Below are 20,371 nucleotides of genomic sequence, written 5' to 3'. Positions count from 1 at the left end.
GGTCCGGGCTATGGCAAGCTGATCGTTTACGAATTTCCCAAGGAGAAGCTTGTCTACGGGCCGTTCCAGATCGAAGCGCGGATCAATCAAAGTACCGAGATCTCCCAACAAATCACGTTGTGGAACCAGATGGGTTCGCGGGTGATCCGCGGTGCGAACTTGCTCGTAATCCCGATCGAGAACTCGATCCTTTATGTATCGCCACTCTATTTGCGAGCGGAGCACGGACATCTGCCGGAGCTGAAACGTGTGATCGCAGCCTACGGTGAACACGTGGTGATGAAGGAAACACTCGCCGAGGCCTTGTCGGCGCTATTCATAGAGCCCGGTGCTGCGCCGGCAGCTTCACGCGCGACAGAGGGGATGCCCGGGACAAGGCCAGCGCCAAGTCAAGCACGGGAGGCGCTTGATCGCTACAATCAAGCAATGGAGCGACTGAAGTCCGGAGATTGGAAAGGTTTCGGTACCCAGTTCGATGCAATGCGCGGGATTTTGGAGGAAATGAACCGGGATTCCACCGGCCACTAATGCTTCGAATTCGCTGTTTTTGCGTGGCCTTCGGCCCGGAGCATTGGACATTGCGAACGCGGAGGTCGCGCACCTGGCTGCTGCGGGGAGGACGCCATGTATCAACACATTCTGGTTCCGACTGACGGTTCACCCTTGTCCGCCGCAGCCGTCGAGCAGGCCACGCAGCTTGCCAAGTCCGTCAGGGCCCGACTGACATTGCTCGCTGTAACGGAGCCCTTTCACATCTTCGCCTCTGAACCCGGCAGGGCGGTCGCGACGCTGGAGGACTACCAAGAGCTCACCGAAGCGCGAGCGAGGCAGTATCTCACCGCCGCCCAAGAGAAGGCTGCGGCCGCGGACATACGTTGCGACGCCATTCAGGTCGAGAACGAGCACCCCTATCAAGCCATTATCGACACCGCTGTTGCGCGAGGCTGTGACCTGATCGCCATGGCATCGCACGGCCGCCGCGGCATCGCTGCGATTGTGCTCGGCAGCGAGACCGTAAAGGTTCTGACTCATTCCAAGATTCCCGTTCTTGTTTATCGCTGAGCGCTCGGATCGCCRCCGAGAGCCGCGACCAGAAAATCGGTGAGACGGCCAGGAGCCGCGTCGGGTCTCCTCTCAACCGCTTGTCTTGGCGAGCACCGTCATCGCGCCCCGACTTATCGATGCGTCAGGGCGTGCCGGATCGGTTCGCCGCGTCCTCAGCCGCCGATACGCCGCAAGGGGCGTCCAGCCAGCACGGCCGCCTCGATCTCTTCGAGCCGGATACCGCGCGTCTCCGGGGTGAAGGCCAGGCAGAAACTGAGCGAGAGCAGGCAGACCACGAGGAACAGCGCGATCGCGCCGGAGAGGCCGATCGCTGCCACAAGCGACAGGAAGGTGAAGGCGATCAAGGCGTTGAAGAGCCAGCTCGTCGCCGAGGCCATGGCGATGCCGGATTCGCGGATCGCGGTCGGAAAAAGCTCCGACATCAGCACATAGGGCAGCGGGCCGAGACTCAGCGCGAAGGCCGCGATGAAGACTGCGAGGCCCGCCAGGCCGACCCAGGGCCAGCCGAGCTGGGAGGCGACGATGACCGCGGCGAGCCCGATCGCCATCGCTCCCGAGCCGAAGATCAGCAGCGGCCTGCGGCCCAGGCGATCAACCATGGCGATGGCCGCGATCGTGGCGAGGACATTGACAAGGCCTAGGCCGAAGGTAGCGGCCAGTGCGGCGGTTCCGGCGGAGAAGCCGAGCTCCTGGAAGATGCGGGGGGCGTAGTAGAGGATGCCGTCGATGCCGCTCAGGTTCTGCAGCACGAAGAGGGCGCTGCACAGCAGAAGCACAGCTACAGTGCTGCCGCGCCGGAGCAGAGCGCCGCGGCTGGCGCCGGCATGGGAGAGGACGGGCCGGGCCTCCCGCCATTCATCGGCGAGGCCGAGCGTTTGCGCCGCCTTCAGAACCGCTGCGTGGTCACCCCGCGCCGCCAGCCAGCGCGGGCTTTCGGGCAGCAGCAGGATTGCCAGCAGGCAAAGGCCAATGGGGAGGATGCCGGCGCCGAGCAGGATCGGCCAGGGCACGCGTGCTGCGTAGGCGAGCGTGACGCCATAGGCACCGAGAATGCCAAGGGTGATTGCGAGCTGGAACATCGAGACCACCGCGCCGCGCCGGCGCGCCGGCGTCGTCTCGGCCGCGTACATCGGTACCACCATTGAAAGCAGGCCGATGCACAGCCCGGCAAGGCTGCGTCCTGCCAGCAATCCGCCAAGTCCGAACCTGGCCAGGATCAGCGTATAGCCGAGCCCGCCGAGCGCGGCCGCCAGCATGATCGTCCGTCTTCTGCCCCATCGGGCCGAGATGGGGCCGGCCATGGCGGCGCCGACGAAGCAGCCGAGTACCAGGATCCCGACGACGAGCTGTTCCCCCCGTTCCGAAAGTCCAAACTCTGCCTTTATAAGATCCAGAACGCCGGAGACAGATGCTATACCGAAGCCGAAAGCAGTTCCGCTGGCGAATATGAGCATCAAGATCAATAATATTGGATCTCGTAATCTGTAAATCCAAATATTTCTAATCATTTCGAATTATTTCCAGAATTAAATGCCGGATTTGTTCTTCTGTTTCATGCTACAAGCGGTGCATTGGCGAGATCAACATCTTCCCGGATTTGATGGTCTGGCCGCCCCCAGGCCGACGAGCTGCCTACAGGAGATATTCATGACCGATCTGGCCGAGACAGGATCGCGGATTGGTCAGGAGCGGGCCAATCGGCTCGCCATCGACGGTGGTGTTCCGGTCCGGCGCGAGCCGCTGCCCTGGGAACTGCCTGGGGTCCACTGGATCGGCGAAGAAGAGCGCGAACTGGTCGATCGCGTCGTGCGCGCGCGCAGCCCATTCCGCTTCTACGGCCCCGATCCGCAGCATATGGTCGAGACCCTGGAGCGCGAATGGTGTGAAGCCTTCGGACATCGCCACGCGCTCGGGGTGTCGTCGGGGACGGCGGCTCTGACGATTGCGCTGTCGGCGCTTGGGGTCGGCCCGGGCGACGAGGTCTTCGTGCCCGGCTATCTCTGGGTGAGCTGCCTCTCGGCCGTGGTGCGGGTCGGCGCCATTCCCCGCCTGGTCGATATCGACGAGACCTTCTGCATCGATCCCGAAGATCTCCGGCGCAAGATCGGGCCCCAGAGCCGCGCGGTGCTGTGCGTGCATATGAGCGGAGCGCCAGGCCGCATCACCGAGATCGCGGAGATCTGTCGCGCCCATGGCCTGGGGCTGGTCGAGGATTGCGCCCAGGCGGCCGGCGCGCATGTCGGCGGGCTGGCGGTCGGGCGCTTCGGCGATATCGGCATCTTCAGCTTCCAACTGAACAAGAACATGACCTCTGGCGATGGCGGGATGATCGTCGCCGAAGATGATGCGCTGTTCCGGCGTATCGCGGCACTGCACGACCTCGGCTATCCCCGAAACGAGAAGGGCCGGCTCGACGCCTCCGACGAGGCCTGCCAGCTCTGGGGCATGGGCGCGCGCATGTCGGAGCTCGCGGGCGCGATGGCGCTGGCGCAGATGCGCAAATTGTCGCGCATCACCGGCGCGATGCGGGGCTCGAAATGGCGCATTCGCCAGCAGCTTGCGGATCTGCGCGGCATCAGCTTCCGCCATATCCCGGACCCGGCCGGAGATACCGGTCCGTTCCTGCTGATGCTGCTGCCCGATGCCGACCTGGCGCGACGCTTCGTCGATGCGCTGCGCGCCGAGGGAATCGCCGGGCCGCCCGGCAGCCTCGCCYGCATCACCATGCAGGAATGGGGCATGCATTGGTATTTCAACATTCCAAGTCTGGTCCAGCGTCGGTCCAACAGCCGGGACGGCTTCCCCTGGACACACCCCGCCAATGCCTTCGCCGAAGCCTATGATTACCGCGTTGGGGCGTTGCCKCGATGCGACGATTTCCATGCGCGCGGCGCCTTGCTCGCCATCGGCTCGACGCTGACCGAAGCCGACGAAAGCGACATCGTCACTGCATTCCGCAAGGTGGCGAACGGCCTGCTGCCCTGATGCGCGCCATTCCAGATCAACCAAGGCCGAGATGATGATCTATTTCATAGCCGCCATCGCAGGCATTGCCGGATTCCTGTTCGGCTTCGACGAGGGTGTCATCGCCGGCGCGCTGCATCTTCTGCGCGGCGAATTCGCGATCAGCCCGTTCGACGAGGGGCTGATGACCGCTGCCGTCCCGCTCGGCGCGCTGGGCGGGGCGCTGCTGGCCGGGCGCACCACCGAAACCTATGGCCGTCGTGCCCTGCTGCTGGTCGCCGCGGTGCTGTTTGCTGCGGGGGCGCTGTTCTCAGCCGCGGCTGGCGCGGTCTGGATGCTGACGGCGTCGCGTCTGCTGCTCGGGCTGGCCGTCGGCATCGCAGCGATGGTGGCGCCGCTCTACATTTCCGAGAGTGCGCCCGCCGAAAAGCGCGGCATGCTCGTCTCGATCTATCAGCTGGCGATCACGCTCGGCATTCTCGGGGCCTATGTCGTCGACTTCGCGTTCGCGGAGTCCTGGCGGCTGATGTTCCTGATGGGGGTCCTGCCGGCGCTCGCTCTGCTGATCGGCATGTATCGCATGGGCGACACGCCGCGCTGGCTCGCCCTTAAGGGCCGCACCGAAGAGGCGCGTCTGGCGATCGCGCGGATTCGCGACCTTGCGCCTCAGGATCCCGCGGTCGATGCCGAACTGGCGAGCATCCGGCAGGCGGTGCAGCAGCGGACGAGGCCCGGCACCTGGGCGGACTTGCTCAGCCCGTCGGTTCGCCCAGCGCTGGTGGTCGGCATGGGGTTGTTCTTCCTGCAGCAGCTCAGCGGCATCAATGCCGTGATCTATTATGCGCCGACGGTCTTCAAGGAATCGGGTTTCAACTCGACCTCGACCCAGATCTTGGCGACGGTCGGGATCGGCATCGTCAATGTCGCGATGACCTTCGTCGGAATGTATCTGATCGACCGGATCGGACGGCGTCGGCTGCTTTTCATCGGCTTTGCCGGAACGGCCCTCAGCCTCGGCATGATCGCCATCGCAGCGGCGACCGACGCGGAGGCGCTGGATATCCTCGCGACGATTGGCCTCGTGCTCTATGTCGCGGCCTTCGCAGCCAGCATCGGTCCCTTGCCCTGGGTGATGATGTCCGAGATCTTCCCGCTCAAGGTCCGAAGTCTCGGCATGAGTGTGGCTTCGCTCGCCAACTGGGCCTTCAACTTCCTGGTCGTGTTCTCCTTCCCCATGCTCGTCAGCAGCTTCGGTCTTGGCGGGGTTTTCGCGGTCTATGCGCTGGTCTGCGCGGCCGGGCTGGTCTTCACCTATCTGCTGGTCCCGGAGACCAATGGTGTCTCGCTCGAAGAGATCGAACGGCATCTGGAATCGGGGCGGCCGTTCCGGACGCTTGATGCGGCCCCGGTTCGGGTCGTGACGGCATGAGCCTCATGCCGCCGGTTCTCGACAGACAGCCGCAGGAGCACGTCGATGCAGCCGGAGGGGCTGCCTCCCAAGATGYGGAGCGGTTGATGGCCGCACTGATCGGGCTCAGTCCGTATCGCGCGGTCCTGCTTCCGCTTCTGACCGACATCACGCGGATTGCACGAGCCAACCGGCAGATCGGGGCGGCGCTCGTAGCGGTCGAGCAGCGCGCCGATTTCGCGCATACAGGGCGGTTGCGCCGCGCCGATCTCGGTCCTGACCGGACCGCGCTCTTCGGCTTCCTCGAATATATCCGCTTCGCCTCGCCGGATTTCTTGCGCTCAGTCGGGGAATGGCCCGTGGGAGGCCTGCGTGACCGAGGCTGAATTCTGCGATGTCGTGGTCGTCGGCACCGGGGCCGGCGGCGGCATTCTCGCCCACAAGCTCGCCAAATCCGGCTTGCGCACCATCTCGCTCGAGCATGGCGCAATGCTGCCGGAGGATCATTTCAAGACGACACTGCCGCCCGGCGTGACCAGGGATTTCGGCATCGATCCGAGTACGACCTGGCCCAGCGATCCGCATGACAGCCTCTTCGTCCACCCGCTCTTTGCCGATGGTACTGTTGGCTCGACGGCACGGCCGAAGGAGGGGTTCCGGCATTTCCAGGTCCTCGCCGTCAACGGACTGCAGAATCTCTGGAACGGCGTCAGCGTCCGGTTTTCGGCGGATGACTTCAAATCCTGGCCGTTCTCCTATGCCGATCTGGCCCCGCATTACGGCKCCGTCGAGCGCCTGATCGCCGTCTGCGGCACGAAGGAGGGCCTGCCGGACCTGCCGGACGGCGACTATCTGCCACCGAAGCCGTTGCGCCCGGCCGACCGGCTGGTCGTCAACGCGGTCAAGTCGCTGAACGACGCGCATTCCCATGCCATCCCGAACCGCAAGGCGATCAACACCCGGGCTGGAACCCCGACATCCTGCATCTCGACGGGGATGTGTACCTCGGGCTGCCCGGTCGGCGCGGTCTATAAATTCTCGACGCGGCTGCTGCCGCAGATCGTTGACCTGCCGAACTACGAGCTGCGGACCCAGGCAAAGGTGGTTCGCCTGCTCCGCGATGGCAGCAGCCGGCGGATCGATGGGGTCGAGTATCTCGACCTGGCGACCGGCGAGCGGCGGCTTCTGCGTGCCGGCGTCGTCGTGCTGGCCGCGGGAGCGCTCGAGACGCCGCGCATCCTGTTCAATTCGGCCGATGACGCCGATCCCGCCGGCCTCGGCAACCGGCATGGGCGCGTCGGGGCAGGGCTGCAGGACAATCCCAAGGTCGTGCTTTCCACCTCCCTGCTGAAGCTCTGGGGCAAGCGCCGCGATTACGACCTCGGCTATGGCGATCTGCTGATCCTGCTGTCGCAAGGCAAGCTTGCGAGTGGCGCGCCCTTCCCCTTCATCGGCCATGCCATCCACAGCGCGCCTGACGTGCCGCATTATCTGACCGCGATGCGCGGCTTTCCGCCCTTCCTGAAGGAACGGCTCGCGCGGATGATGTTCCACAGCTACGTCACGCTGGGCCTGTTCTGCCAGGGCGAGGCGACGCCTGGAAACCGGGTGCGTCCGGGCCGGAGCGTCGATGCCTATGGCGTCCCGCAGGTCGAGGTCGATTTCACCATTCCTGCAGCGAGCCATCAGATGATGGACGCGATGACGGTCTGGGGCAGGCGCGTGCTGCGGCGGGCCTCCGCCACGATGATCTACGCCAGCCGCGACAACAGCGGCACCGGCATCCATTATGCCGGCACCACGGCCATTGCGCAGGATCCGCGACGCGGCGTTGTCGATGCCGACCTGAAGAGCCATGACATCGACAACCTCTATATCTGCGATGGCGGGGTCATTCCTGAGCTCCCCGACAAACACTTGACGCTGACGATCATGGCGCTGGCCGACAGACTGGCTGGCCATCTGGTCAAGGTCGCGAAGCAGCAGCAGGTCACGGCGTGACGCCCGAGGTCGTGGCGAGAGAAATCGGGGACAGGAGCTGCTGCTCCTCCGATCAGAATGAGGCTGCGCGGTGAGTAGGAGGGATGCGCTTGCGCTCTGCTCATCTTGTGCGCAGCCTCAAACGGAATGTCGCCCGGGTTGATTCATGCTCCGCACGATCKCGCTATTTGTCTTGCTGGCCCTGGTGCCAGGACTTGCGTTCGCGTCCCAGTGTCCCGCTGAACGCCCGATGCCGCTCGTGCCGGCCGACGCTGCCCTTTGCGCCGCGCTCGACCGGGATATCCGAAGGCCCGGCGCCTTTCCTCTCGATGTCTACCAGGAAAAGCTCGGCCGCTATCTCGGCGCCTTCTGCCACCGCAACCTTGCCGCGGGCTGGCGCGTCGACAAGATGGTTCGCGATACCGGGCCGTTCACCGCGACGCTGCGCAACGACAAGACCAGCGGCAATTACCATGGCACCCATGCACCGGTGGTCATCTGGTACTCGCCGGAAATGTTCGGCTGGCTGAAGGCCAACCGGACGCAGGCCCATGAGGGGACAGCGGAGCCCCCCGTGCCTGACGKGGCGATGATGATCAAGGAGATGTTCCCGGCGCCTGCCGCATTGTGCCGCGATGTCGATCCGCTGCGGCTGCTGCCGACGAGCGGTGCGGCCGTGATGGTGCGCGACGCGAAGGCCTCGCATGACGGCTGGTTCTGGGGCTGGTTCGGATGGAGCGACTGGAAGCCCGATTGGCCGGCGGGGCCCGGCAACGGCTACCCGAACATGGGTTTCGGTCAGTACTGCGTGAACTGCCATGCCAGCGCCAAGGCCAATTCGACCTTCGCGGACCTGAAGAACATCAAGGGAGAGCCCGGGCGCCCACTGGTCTTCCTGAGCCAGAACGCCTTCACCGACCGTTCCGCCCAAGCTCATGACGACCTGTCCGCGATGCTCAACCACCTGCGCATCGTGCAGGAATCCGACGACATCACGCTGCTCGGCGCTCCGGCCCGCGAAAGCCCTGCGCCCGAGTTCACCACTTTCTACGGCATCCCGTTTCCGCATCCGACCGCAGACAAGGTGATGCGGATGCCATCCCAGACCTATGACGTGGTCTGGGCCAGTGCGAACCGGCGCGAGGCCCAGCAGCAGTTCCTGACCTCGGACCAGTGCCTCGGCTGCCACGATGCCGGGTCGACCGGGTTGCATTTCGACATGACGCTGCCGGGGCCGGACGGCCGCTTCCTCAATCTTTCGCCCTATGGCACCTGGAGTTCGTCGCCCATGGGCCTGGCCGGACGCGACCCGGTCTTCTTCGCCCAGCTCGCAAGCGAGACGGAGACCTTCCATCCCGAAGCCGCCGAGCTCGTGCAGGACACCTGCCTCGGCTGCCACGGCGTGATGGGGCAGCGGCAGTTCAAGATCGACGAGAGAGCAAGGGGCAAGGGCTGCTCGCCGTTCCCGCGTGCCGCCGTCGCTGCCGTGCCCTGGCCCGCCGGCCATTCCGGCCTGGAGGCCCGGCACGGTGCGCTCGCCCGCGACGGCGTATCCTGCACAACTTGTCACGCCATGGCGCTGAGCGAGGCCGAACGGAGCCGGGTCAAGGCGCAGCCGCAGAACAGTTGCGTCGAGGAGCGCCAGGAACGGCTCAACCCGGAGAATACCGGCTTCGCCAGGACCTTCACCGGCAGCTTCCTGATGGGCGCTATGACCGAGATGAAGGGGCCATTCGAGGGCCCCAAGGCGAAGCCGATGGAGAATGCACTCGGCATGACGCCGCTGCAAAACCCCGCCATCAAGAGCTCGGAGGTTTGTGGCAGCTGCCACACGGTTCACCTGCCGGTGCTCGACAAGGGCAAGGTCATCGGACACACCTACGAGCAGACGACCTATGCGGAATGGGCGTTCAGCGATTTCCGTACCGGCCAGTCGCCCGACGGAGCGCTGCCATTCGGCGCCGGCAAGAGCCCCGAAACCTGCCAGGGCTGTCACATGCCCAGCCGCGATGCGGACGGACACCCGTATCGCAGCAAGATTGCCAGCATCCAGGAATATTCAAACTTCCCTCAGGCGGAGCACACCTTGCCGCCCGAGGAGATCGACCTGCCCGTGCGCTCCGGCTTCGCCAGCCATGTGCTGGTCGGTTTGAACTCGTTCCTGATCAAGATGGCGCAGCAGTTCCCGGAGCTGATGGGAATCCGGACGCAAGATCCGATGTTGACGAAGAAAGGGGTCGATCCGCTGCTCTTCACCGAGAAGGCGATCGACCACCAGGCTGCGGAACGCACCGCCGCGATCGCCGTCGAAAGCGTCAGGATGACTGAATCGGCGCTGGAGGCGTCGGTACGTGTCACCAACAAAACTGGGCACAAATTCCCGAGCGGCGTCGGCTTCCGGCGCGCATTCATCGCGTTCAAGGTGCTCGACGCCGGCGGCAAGGCGATCTGGGCTTCGGGGCGCACTGACGCACTCGGCGTCATCACCGACGGGATGGGCGCGCCCGTCGCCGGCGAAGTCTGGTGGAATGCGGATTGCTCGGCCAGACTCGATCCGCTCGCGCATCAGCCGCATCGGGAGGTGATCACCCGGCAGGATCAGGTCCAGATCTATCAGGAGCTGGTTTCGAGCCCCCCGCTGTCCGGGCCGGCCCAGTGTGGCATCGGCTCCCAGCCCGCGGGGCAGTTGACCACGAGCTTCCTGTCGATCTGCTCGAATGTGAAGGACAATCGCCTGCTGCCGAGGGGCTATCTCGGGCGCGATGACCGGGTGAAGCTCGCGGCCTCCCTCGGCGCCGGCTCGGAACTGGCTGACGAGGCCGGACCTGTGCAGGTCGGTGACGATCCCGACTATCGGGAGGGTGGCGGCGACGCGACGCTCTATCGCATCGCCCTGTCGGAGATCGACGGTAAGCCAGCTGCCATCGAGGCGACGCTCTTCTACCAGGCGATGCCGCCGTTCTACCTTCAGGACMGTTTCTGCACCTCGAAGAGCGAGGATACCAAGCGGCTGCATTTCATGGCCGGGCGTCTCAACCTCGCGGGGTCCCGATCCGAGGGCTGGAAGCTGCGCACGGTGACGACAGGGGCCGTTACCATTGCGGGCGGTGCTCAGCGGCAAGATTGAATGAAGCGGATCGGCTGCGGCGTGCGCCAGCGGGGTCTCTCGCCGCGGAGTTGGTTACCCCACTATCGGTCAGGGCGAGAATGGCATCGCTGACCTTGCTCTCCGCAAACCCGGACGTCGGGTTCTGTGGGGCACGCGGCACGAAGCCGCGCGTCTTCGCACTTCAAGACCAAGGCTTCCGGCGCGGCGGGTTCGGCTGTCGATGGGATTGGCCGTTCGGCCTGCCCTGGAACCACGGCCCTGGTTGGGCATAGTCGCCGCCTCACGCTGGATCGGTCCAACGCGAGGCGGCGTAAGCTCAATGCCGCTCCCCGGATGATGGAGCGGTCGTCAGGTCTTACCAGCCACGCTGCTGCTTGATCATCTGCTTTTGCGCCTCCTTCTGGTGACGCCAGTAGTCCTTCTGCGCTTCCTGCTGCATTTGATAGTAATCGCGGATGCGCTCCTTCCGGGACGTCGTGTCCCGGTAACGCTGCCAGTCGTAGTGATTGTCGTGAACGTAATTGTCCTGATCGCCCAGGAAATCGATGATCCCGCGAAACATGTCGCCGGCTGGCAAGATATGCCGCTGCTCGCTCATGGCCTGAGAGGGAGCAGTGACCGGGGCCGCGTAAGCCGCAGCGGCAGCCATGCTCAGGGCAAGGACCAACGAAGTCCGGGCCAGCTTGTGGGAGAGGGTGCTCATGGGCTCGTCCTTGGAATGGCGCGGAAGGGTTCAGGCCTATTGGCCAGGCTGGCGTGTGAAGACATGCGGCAGTTCCGGAGACAGCCAGCGGAGTTCGGCGATGCTGCCGGAACCGTCGCGCTCGAACCGGATCTGGGTGAAGGGAACATCGCCGGCGATGGCCACGATCGGCTCATAGCCAGCTGTCGCCATGAGGCGCGCCGAAAACAGGTTCGGATCATCCTTGCTGGATACGAGCAGAGCGACCGCGTCGGTCTTTTCGAGAGTCATCTGCAGTTTTCCGTCGACGGCGGCGACCGTCGCCGTGCCGAGAACCGGAGAGACATAGCTCCCGACAAGTACGCCGGCAGAGGGAGCAAGCGGCCCTGGGATGAAGGCGGCCGCCTGTTTGCGCTGCAGCTCACGGTTTGTCCGCATGGCGGCGGCGGCGAGTGCGATGTTGTCGACCTCGGGATTGCCGAGAACCCGGTCGTAAAACCATTGCGCGAGCGCATCCGCCATGGCCGCATTGCCGAGATTGGTCAGGATCACGATGCCGGTCCTGCCATCTGGCAGGAAGCCGGCATGGGCGCCGAAGCCCGGGGTTCCGCCATTATGCCAGATCACGCGCCCGTTTGGCGTGGCGTTGACGACCCAGCCGACRGCATAGCTGACGCGCTCGCTCATCGCGACGCGCGGTGTCCAGGTGACATCGAGGTTCTCCTCGGAGACCAGGGCCTTCTCTCCGAAATGCCCGCGCCCGAGCTGCAGGCGCAGCCATTGGGCCATATCCTTGACATTGGAGTTGAAGGCGCCAGCGGGGCCGTACGCATAGGGGAAGGCAGCGTGGAACGGGATTGCGACCGGGCGCTCGGCAAATCTGTGGCCGGTGGCATGGTCGGCGGTTTGCGTGATGGCTTCCAGGGTGGCCGTCGTCGATGACATGCCAAGGGGATCAAGCAGCGTCCGCTTCACCGACTCGTACCAGCTTGGCGAGCCGTTCACCTTCGCCAGCACCTCGCCGGCGACCATGTGCGGGATGTTGAGATAGCCGAACTGCGAGCGGAAGATGCCCGTCTGCGGCGCGACGCGCAGAGACTGGATCAGCGTCTGCTTGTCAAAGCCGAGAAGGGTCAGGTCGTCATTGACGTAAGGGGTGAGGCCGGAGCGCTGCGCGGCGAGGTCGAGGATGCGGAAATCGCGCGAGATCCATGGATCGGCCAACTGGAAGGTGGGTATATGATCGATGACGGGATCGGCCCATTTCAGCCGGCCGGCATCCACCGCCTGGGCGAGCGACGTCGCGAGGAACGCCTTGGTCGTCGAGCCGATCTGGAAAATGGTGTCGGGCGTGACGCGGTCGGCCTTGTCGATCGTCTTGACGCCGAAGCCCTTGCTGTAGATGAGCCGGTCGTCGAAGACGATGCCGATGGCCATGCCAGGAACCGAGAACTCCTTCATCCCGGCAGCAGCCTGTTTCTCGAGGCCGGGCAGGAGCGCCTGAAGGCTTTCGCCTGTGATTTCCGCCTTGGAAGGATGAACGGCAGCGAGCGTGAAGAGCGCCGCAGCGACAAGACTACCGCAGTGTTTCATGGTTATCCACTTTCGGACAAAGTGCATTGACACGTCATTTGGTGCCAATATTTGGCATAAATGCCATGGAGGCTGGGAAGCAGGGATTTGGTGGTTTGAATCTAATGCCATGATGCTGATTTTTGTAAGAATTCAGAAGATGGTATTCGATCGATGATCCGCTCAAGTGATGTCAAATCTTTAAGTTTCGCTTCACAAAGGCCGGAGGACGAAGGCGCATTCAGGAAATCAACGATGCCGGAACCTAGTGCGACCGTTGCGGCATCGCCGCGATAGCCGAGCGCGGCCAATTCACTCTCGACCAGTGCCCCGTCCGCATCGAGATAGCCCGTGCGCGCGACCAGATCCTGGGCCTGGCCGCCATGCGCCCTCAGAAGCAGGATGCGGCAGGCGGCGGCCCGAGCGTCGGGATCATGCACTGCCGCGCCGCTGAGAATGCCGCCGATGAGATTGGCCGGCAGGGTGGGCAGGTTCAGCGCCAGAAGGAACAGCCGCTGCGTGTAGGAGCAGGCGAGGGCACTCTGTGCGGTACGGCCATCGCTCAGCAATTGCCCGCTCATGCGGACCTGACGGTTGAACAGGTTCTCGCTGTAGCTGATCTGCAGGCGCTGCATGGCATCGGMGTGGATTGCCACTGTCCCGATGATCAGCCGGCCCGCCTCGACGCGAGACCAGGCCGGTGAGATCGCGAGATAGACGCCMTCCAGCCAATGCTCGCCGGGGCGCAGCCCACTTCGCCCGGCTACCGACGATTCGACTACGGTCAGGGCGGGGGGCGAGCCCGACCGTAGGCCTGCCTCGCTCCGCAGCGCCGAGAGCGCGGTTTCCGGCACGGCGAACTGGGTGCTGATCGCGTCGTGAAACTCATCGAAGGAGGACGAGGCGAGGAACGGAGCGGTCAGCATGCCGCCGAGCACCCGCGCCCAATCCTCATAAACGCTGGATGCGCGGGGCACGGCCTTGCCGCTGAGCCATTTATAGGCGTTCTGGGGCACGAACAGCGTCGTCCGATTGCTGGCCGCAAAGCGCGCGCAAAGTTCCTTGTGGGTCGAGCAGCCAAGCGCCAGTGACGTCAGCCTCAGCTTCAGGGCGAGGTGACGCGAGGCTGAGACAACCGGTGGCTGGCTATCCATGTCCGCCGGCCGTGTCGCGCTGCCATCCAGTCTGAATTGCTTCACCGCGCTCCCCAACGGTTGCTCTGGACGACAGGCCGAAACTGGCGACCAAGCTCCAAGAAGGCGACGCCTGTGCGCTGCCCGTCAGGAGGCCGGCCGCCGCGGTCCTTGGAAACGGTGGATCTATGATTGAAGCTAAGTTGAAATCGCGGGCGAGCACCATGACCGTGCATCTCAACTTGATGACCGTCCGTCCAAGGCCGCCGACAGCCCTCGCTCCGCCCGAACTTGCCGTCTACAACGATCGGAGCGGACTGATCGGTCGGGGGCGAGCCAATCTGGCTTGGAGGATGACGGTCATCCCGCCGGCAACGGSGATGCGGTCTTCAGGAAATCCACTCCCCTTGTGGCTTCGGCCCACGCTTTCAGCGCAGTCGGAACCTAGAGAAATGGAACAGGGTGTTCGGGAGCCAGTTTGGCGGCGATGAGAGCGACCGTCGCATCGGCAAGATTGGGAGCGCGTCCACTCCAATCCTCGACAGAGGCGCGGGTGAAGGTGACCGCCACGGCAATGGTTATACGCCCGATTCTCGAGCGCTCCTGCGGTAAGGTTCCGACGGCAGAGGCGTAGCCACCGAAAAGAGGGGTTTGAAACACCCAGTCGCCGCGCAGCATGGCGCCGAGCCCATAGTTGAAGCGCTTTGTCAGACTATGGCAGGTTGGGCAGCCTTCGAGCGGCACACCGAAGCCGATCAGGCGTGGCTCTATCATCTGCTTCAGCGATTGCGCGGAGAGAAAGCCAGCGCTTCCGACGATCGTGTCGAAGCTGCGGGCCATGTCGTCAATCGTCGTGACCTGGATCGCACCGGCAGGCAACGTCCATGACGGATTCCAGTAGGTCGCGTCCTCCCACACGCCGCGCTCTGCCGTGAAGGCGTGGATGGCGGGTTCTGGGATCGTCGCGTTGTCGAATCCGAAGGTGCCGCCAAGTTTGAGTGGTGTCAGGATGTACTCGTCCATCAGGCGATGCATCGGCTTGCCCGTGGCCGCCTCGAGAACCTGCCCGAGAATGACGTACCCGCTATGGGAATAGTCCCAGTTTTCTCCGGGGGCAAAGCGCCTCGCCTGGGACAGGCTTACCGCGATGAGATCCTGCGGCTTCCACGTCCTGAAGGGATCCTCGATGAATGGCTTCACGAATTTTTCGTCATTGGCGACATGATCGGGATACCCGGCCGTCATGTTCGCCAGCATACGGATGGTCGCCTTGCCTGAGGCGGGCAGATCAGGGAGCCAGCGCGAGATGGGCATGTCGAGATCGACGATGCCTTCCTCCGCGAGTCTCAAGGCAAGCGCTGCAATATATGTGAGGGCCACGGCCCCGTTGCGGAAACGCCCATCTATCTTCGCCGGCACGCCGGTCATCGCTTCGCCAAGCGCGAGGCTCGTCACGTCCTTGCCGTCGATGCGCACCTGCAAGAGAAGCGAATTCAGGTGGTGCTTTTCGAACTGCGCAGAAGCGATTGAGCGGATCTCTTCCAGGCTCCTTAGGTCGAGTTCCTGCGCCTGCGCGATTGGCCATGATGCGCCGACGCAGCCCATGAATATGACAGCGAGCCTAGCCGCAAAGAACATTTGGCGCCCCAAAAGCTGAGGGTTGCGAAGGCAATGGTCGCGAGAAGGACGTCGCCAGGATCATCGCCGAACGGATATCGCGGAGCTGACGATGGCGAGCTTTGGGGCATGCCGCAGTCGCTACGGGCGTGGGACAAGGGGAAACTTCGATTGAAACTAAKGGGATATCGTTGCCAGGCACCATGACCGTACATCCCAACTTGATGACCGCGCGTCCGGGATCGCCGCCTGTTCCTGCGCCCGAGCGGCCTTACCCCTGCAGCGATCGGAACCGGACTGATCGGGTGGAGGTGCCGAGAGTTGGGATGGGCTCTGAATGCACGAAGCCGACCTGATCTGCCTCTTGAAACGTCCTCGGTGCACCGGCCAAATCGGCCGGCCTGCGTGCATGCTGGAGTAAGGGCTCTCCAAGGTCGATCTCGACACGTTCGGCGAGGCTGCCTGGAATGCAGCCAGTGAGGCGAAGCCGAAGTTCTGCTTCGGAAGGCCCTCGTTTGCGTCGCAAGCCGTCGCTGCCTAACCTCCGTGGCCGAGCGTTTGCCGTGTGGGCTCGCTGATCCAGTCAGGGATGCCGAATGCCGCGCCGGAGAGCCCGTTCAATGTCACCTCAGTGCGTCCTCCTCCTGATGATCGGCCTTGTTGCCTMATCAGGCTCAGCGCTTGCGGAGAGCGGCGATGTCTCAGGCGTGGTCAACGTCGACGGCAGCCGCAAGATGTACCTCGGATGTCGTGGCATGGGGGCTCCTGCCGTCGTCATCGTGGCAGGCGCGAGAGCCTCCGCCGCTGATTGGACCCAGTCCGAGCCAGGCAAGGTGAACGTCTTTTCCGCAGTGGCGGGGTTCACGCGGGTCTGCGCCTACGACCGGCCGGGAACTCCGGTCGGCGAAGCGCCGAGCCGCACCGACCCGGTCTCGCAGCCGGTCACCGCGCGGGCAGCAGTCGCCGATCTGCATGCGCTGGTGACCGCTGCCGGCATCGCGACGCCTTTCGTGGTCGTCGGGCATTCCTATGGCGGCCTCGTTAGCCGGCTCTATGCGATGACCTATCCCGACGAGGTGAATGGGATGGTGCTCGTCGATGCCTTGTCAGAGGGGCTTCGGGCAGCGCAGGCCCCTCGTGAATGGGCGATCCAACGCGTGCTGCTCGATGGCGACCTGACTGAAGCCCTCAAAGTCTATCCGGCGATCGAGCGAGTCGATGCGAATCTCAGCTTCGATCGACTGCTCGCTGCCGAGCCGCTCCGACCGATGCCTTTGACCGTGCTGAGCGCGGATCACCCCTGGGGACCGCTCGTCCCGGGGCTTATCGCCGATGGCCGGCTGCCTGCCGACATTCCTTCCGATTTCGGCTACGTCACCGACAGGGCGCAGAGGGAGGCGCAGGCAAAGCTCGCTGCACTCGTGCCGGGCGCCAGGCATGTCACGAACACCGACAGCGGCCACGAGATCCACAAGGAACGGCCGCAGCTCGTGATCGACGCCATCCGCGACGTTGTCGACGCCGCGCGTGACGGCAAGGCCAGCCGGGCGCCGTAACGCCAGCATGCGCCGCCGCGTTTCATGGGAACTTCGCTGAAGGCCTACACGCGAGAGACTGCACGTMGCGAACCCGACGAGAGTGTGCCAAGGATCGGCCGGTAAGGTCGACAGAGGGGAAGCTCAATCTGGATAGCAGCACGAGAGGTCGTGATAGGGTTCGGTTCTCGTTGAAAAAATAATGCAATTCGGCTAGGGCTGCGGCGCACGGAGTCGTCTTGATGAATGAGCGTTCGCTTCCCCGCCAGACATCGCGGAAGCCCAGCAATCTCCATACCGCTCTCGCGAAGCGAATTCTGGCCTGCGCCGCCGAGAAGCAGTGGTCGGCCGGCTTCCACCTGCGGGAGGCCGAGATTGCCCGAGCTTTCGAGGTTTCACGTACTCCGGTGCGGGCCGCGCTCGGCCTGCTGGCGGAGCAGGGCGCAGTCGAAGCGCGCGCGAACCAGGGCTTTTTTCTTGYGCGGGACGGCAAGGATCTCGAGGCCGCAGAGCGCTCCCTGCCGAGCGCGCGCGACGAGGACATCATTCATGCCATCCTGCGGGATCGCGAGGCTGGCCGCCTGCCCGAGAACCTCATCGAAACCGACCTCCTGCAGACCTATCAGATCGGCCGGAGCGCGCTCGGCAAGGTTCTGCTGCGGCTTGCGGAGGATGGGCTGATCAAGCGGCGCCGCGGTCACGGCTGGAGCTTCGTACCGTCGCTCGCTTCGCCTGAGGCGCGGGAGGAAAGCTATCGCTTCCGCATGATGATCGAATGCATGGGGCTGTGCGAGCCGAGCTTTCGGGTCAACAAGCCGGCCTTTGCCCGAAGCCGGGCAGCGCATGATGCTTTCATCGCCGATCTCGACCATACGCCGTCCGCAGAGCGCTTCTTCGAGGTCAATGCCGGCTTTCACGGCATGCTCGCCGCCTGCTCCGGCAATCGCTTCGTCGTCCAGGCGATGGAGGCGCAGAACTCCCTGCGGCGCCTGACCGAGTACGCCGATTACGGCGGCCTCGATCGGGAGGCGTTGCTGCGATCCTGCCGGGAACACCTGGCGATCTTGGATGCGCTCGAGCAGGGCGACACGAACTGGGCGGCGACCCTGATGCGCCAGCATCTGACGCGCGCGCCGCGCTGAGCCGGTCTTTCCTTCCCCGCGGCTGAGCCGAAGGCGTCACGCCTTTGCATTCGTGAGATTCGGTTGGCCCGAGCGCGGCCATCATGCTTGCTTGACATTGTATTATTTTTGCAAAAAGATCAAAACAACATCCAGCGTTCCCGAGGTTCAATCTTGCTCGCTTCTGCCGCCACCCGCCCGAATGACCTCGATGCCCATTGGATGCCGTTCACGGCCAATCGGCGTTTCAAGAGTGATCCGCGCCTCTTCGTCGGAGCCGAGGGCAATTATTACCTGACGGCTGACGGGCGCCGGATCCTCGACGGCATGGCGGGACTCTGGTGCGTGAATGCCGGACATGGCCATCCGCGGATCAAGGAGGCGATCAAGGCCCAGGTCGACAGGCTCGACTACGTCTCCTGTTTCCAGATGGGGCATCCCGACGCCTTCACGCTGGCGAGTCGCATCGCCAACATGATGCCGAAGGGGCTCGACCATGTCTTCTTCTCCAATTCGGGCTCGGAAGCGGTCGACACCGCGCTCAAGATCGCGCTGGCCTATCACCGCCAGCGCGGCGAGGCAGGGCGTACCCGCCTGATCGGCCGGGCGCGCGGCTATCACGGCATGGGCTTCGGCGGGCTCTCGGTCGCCGGCATCAGCCGGCATCGCCGCGATTTCGGGCCCCTCCTGCCGGGTGTCGCCCATCTCCCGCACACGCTGGACCTGGCCAGGAATGCCTTCTCGCGAGGCGAGCCCGATCACGGCGCTGATCTCGCCGAGGATCTCGAGCGGCTCGTGCAGATCCATGATGCGTCAACGATCGCGGCTGTCATCGTCGAACCGGTTGCGGGCTCGACCGGCGTGCTGCCGCCGCCCTAGGGCTATCTCAGGCGCCTGCGCGAGATCTGCGACAAGCACGGCATCCTGCTGATCTTCGACGAAGTGATCTCGGGCTTCGGGCGGCTCGGCGCCTCCTGCGCCGCCGAAGCCTTCGGCGTCATTCCCGACATGATCACCTGCGCCAAGGGGCTGACCAATGGCGCCGTGCCGATGGGGGCGACCATTGTCGGGCCGCATATTTACGAGGCCTTCATGACCGGGCCGGAAGGCAGCATCGAGCTCTTCCACGGCTATACATATTCGGGGCACCCGCTCGCCTGCGCCGCGGGCCTGGCCACCCTGCAGGTCTATGAAGAGGAAGGGCTGTTCGAACGCGCGCGGCGGATCGCGCGCCACTGGGAGGATGCGGCGCATGCCCTGAAGGGCGCGCCGCACGTCATCGATATCCGCACTATCGGTCTCGTGGCCGCGATCGAGTTTGAACCGCGGCCTGGCGGAGCGGGGCAGCGCAGTTCGGAATGCGCCGAGGCTTGTTTCCAGGACGGTGTCCTCGTCCGCGCCGGCGCCGACCTGCTGGTGCTGTCGCCGCCGCTGACGATCGAACCCGACGAGATCGACCGCCTCTTCGCCAGCATCCGCAAGGCGCTCGCAACCATCGCCTGATCCGGCCCATCCCCGTTTGAAGAGGTTGCGCGACGTGAGCGCCTATCCCGAGATTACCCTGCATATCGGCGGCGCGGCTCGCGCGGGCTCCGGCGCCCAGATCGAGATCCATGATCCTGCGTCCGGCGACATCCTGGCCACGGCGCGCCTGGCATCGGCAGCCGATCTCGACGACGCGCTGAAGGCTGCCGAGGCGGGCTTTTCTGCCTGGCGCGCGGTCTCGGTCTTCGAACGCTGCCGTATCCTGCGTCGCGTCGGCGAATTGCTGCGGGCGCGTCAGGACGCCATTGGCGAGGTGATGACGCGTGAGCAGGGCAAGCCTCTCGCCGAGGCGCGCGGCGAGGTGGCCGCATCTGCCGAGGTCTTCGACTGGTATGCGGAGGAAGGGCGACGCGCCTATGGTCGGGTCGTTCCAAGCCGCACGGCCGGCGCCCGGATGATCGTGGTGCGGGAGCCGATCGGCCCCGTTGCCGCCTTCGCGCCCTGGAATTTTCCGGCGCTGACGCCGGCGCGCAAGATCGCCGGTGCGCTGGGTGCCGGCTGTTCGATCATCATCAAGCCGTCGGAAGAAACCCCGGCGACCTGCCTTGCCCTGGTCGAGGCCTGCGTCGAGGCGGGCGTGCCGGCGGGCGCGATCAACCTCGTCCTGGGAGATCCGCCAACGGTCTCGCGGCATCTCGTC

15 protein-coding genes and 1 pseudogene are annotated in these 20,371 nt (G+C 64.5%); 11 read left to right on the top strand and 5 right to left on the bottom strand.

Features of this window, described 5'->3' with window-relative positions; translation table 11 throughout:
* Both AC1DJT_RS19195 and AC1DJT_RS19190 read left to right on the top strand, forming a co-directional pair.
* The coding region (locus AC1DJT_RS19195) for a UPF0182 family protein (RefSeq protein WP_476834668.1) at positions 1–528 on the top strand (528 nt) is incomplete at its 5' end.
* A 96-nt stretch (positions 529–624) separates the two neighbouring features.
* Entirely contained in the window at positions 625–1,062 is a 438-nt protein-coding gene (locus AC1DJT_RS19190; RefSeq protein ID WP_476834667.1) for a universal stress protein, read from the top strand.
* A 155-nt stretch (positions 1,063–1,217) separates the two neighbouring features.
* Here AC1DJT_RS19190 and AC1DJT_RS19185 read toward each other — a convergent pair whose 3' ends face one another.
* Positions 1,218–2,519, bottom strand: a complete 1,302-nt coding sequence (locus AC1DJT_RS19185; RefSeq protein ID WP_476770754.1) for a sugar porter family MFS transporter — start codon at positions 2,517–2,519, stop codon at positions 1,218–1,220.
* A 193-nt stretch (positions 2,520–2,712) separates the two neighbouring features.
* Here AC1DJT_RS19185 and AC1DJT_RS19180 point away from each other — a divergent pair, with 193 nt between their 5' ends.
* From AC1DJT_RS19180 to AC1DJT_RS19160, 5 genes are all read left to right on the top strand, one after another.
* Positions 2,713–4,050 (top strand): DegT/DnrJ/EryC1/StrS family aminotransferase, encoded by a 1,338-nt coding sequence (locus tag AC1DJT_RS19180; protein ID WP_476834666.1) that lies wholly within the window; start codon positions 2,713–2,715, stop codon positions 4,048–4,050.
* Positions 4,051–4,084: 34 nt separating this feature from the next.
* Positions 4,085–5,458, top strand: coding sequence for a sugar porter family MFS transporter (locus AC1DJT_RS19175; RefSeq protein ID WP_476834665.1), 1,374 nt, complete (start codon positions 4,085–4,087; stop codon positions 5,456–5,458).
* Between the two features lie 86 nt (positions 5,459–5,544).
* Complete coding sequence (locus AC1DJT_RS19170) at positions 5,545–5,823, top strand: hypothetical protein (RefSeq protein WP_441504468.1); 279 nt, start codon at positions 5,545–5,547, stop codon at positions 5,821–5,823.
* The gene (locus AC1DJT_RS19165; RefSeq protein ID WP_476834664.1) at positions 5,810–7,438 is read left to right on the top strand and encodes a GMC oxidoreductase; all 1,629 of its coding nucleotides are present in this window, start codon (positions 5,810–5,812) and stop codon (positions 7,436–7,438) included. The genes AC1DJT_RS19170 and AC1DJT_RS19165 overlap by 14 nt, the downstream gene beginning before the upstream one ends.
* Before the next feature lie 229 nt (positions 7,439–7,667).
* Positions 7,668–10,544, top strand: a complete 2,877-nt coding sequence (locus AC1DJT_RS19160; protein ID WP_476834663.1) for a hypothetical protein — start codon at positions 7,668–7,670, stop codon at positions 10,542–10,544.
* A gap of 337 nt (positions 10,545–10,881) precedes the next feature.
* Here AC1DJT_RS19160 and AC1DJT_RS19155 read toward each other — a convergent pair whose 3' ends face one another.
* The 4 genes from AC1DJT_RS19155 to AC1DJT_RS19140 all read right to left on the bottom strand — a co-directional run bounded on the left by AC1DJT_RS19155 (position 10,882) and on the right by AC1DJT_RS19140 (position 15,551).
* Positions 10,882–11,229 carry a hypothetical protein gene (locus tag AC1DJT_RS19155; protein ID WP_441504471.1) on the bottom strand — a complete coding sequence of 116 codons (348 nt, stop codon included), beginning with the start codon at positions 11,227–11,229 and terminating at the stop codon, positions 10,882–10,884.
* A 36-nt stretch (positions 11,230–11,265) separates the two neighbouring features.
* Positions 11,266–12,801 (bottom strand): serine hydrolase, encoded by a 1,536-nt coding sequence (locus tag AC1DJT_RS19150; protein ID WP_476834662.1) that lies wholly within the window; start codon positions 12,799–12,801, stop codon positions 11,266–11,268.
* 101 nt (positions 12,802–12,902) lie between these two features.
* Positions 12,903–13,979, bottom strand: coding sequence for a hypothetical protein (locus AC1DJT_RS19145; protein WP_476834661.1), 1,077 nt, complete (start codon positions 13,977–13,979; stop codon positions 12,903–12,905).
* A 378-nt stretch (positions 13,980–14,357) separates the two neighbouring features.
* Complete coding sequence (locus tag AC1DJT_RS19140) at positions 14,358–15,551, bottom strand: serine hydrolase domain-containing protein (RefSeq protein ID WP_476768478.1); 1,194 nt, start codon at positions 15,549–15,551, stop codon at positions 14,358–14,360.
* Positions 15,552–16,150: 599 nt separating this feature from the next.
* On the opposite strand from AC1DJT_RS19140, the gene AC1DJT_RS19135 reads away from it, so the two are divergent.
* From AC1DJT_RS19135 to AC1DJT_RS19120, 4 genes and pseudogenes are all read left to right on the top strand, one after another.
* Entirely contained in the window at positions 16,151–17,086 is a 936-nt protein-coding gene (locus tag AC1DJT_RS19135; protein WP_476834660.1) for an alpha/beta fold hydrolase, read from the top strand.
* Positions 17,087–17,307: 221 nt separating this feature from the next.
* Entirely contained in the window at positions 17,308–18,207 is a 900-nt protein-coding gene (locus tag AC1DJT_RS19130) for a GntR family transcriptional regulator (protein WP_476834659.1), read from the top strand.
* Positions 18,208–18,408: 201 nt separating this feature from the next.
* Positions 18,409–19,689, top strand: a pseudogene (aptA, locus tag AC1DJT_RS19125) (omega-aminotransferase AptA).
* 34 nt (positions 19,690–19,723) lie between these two features.
* Positions 19,724–20,371, top strand: a 648-nt coding sequence (locus AC1DJT_RS19120) for an aldehyde dehydrogenase family protein (protein ID WP_476834658.1), incomplete at its 3' end; no start/stop codon positions are given.

The sequence above is a fragment of the Allobosea sp. 05T422_2 genome (genome assembly GCF_056396265.1).
This window is presented reverse-complemented; position numbering and strand designations above follow the sequence as displayed.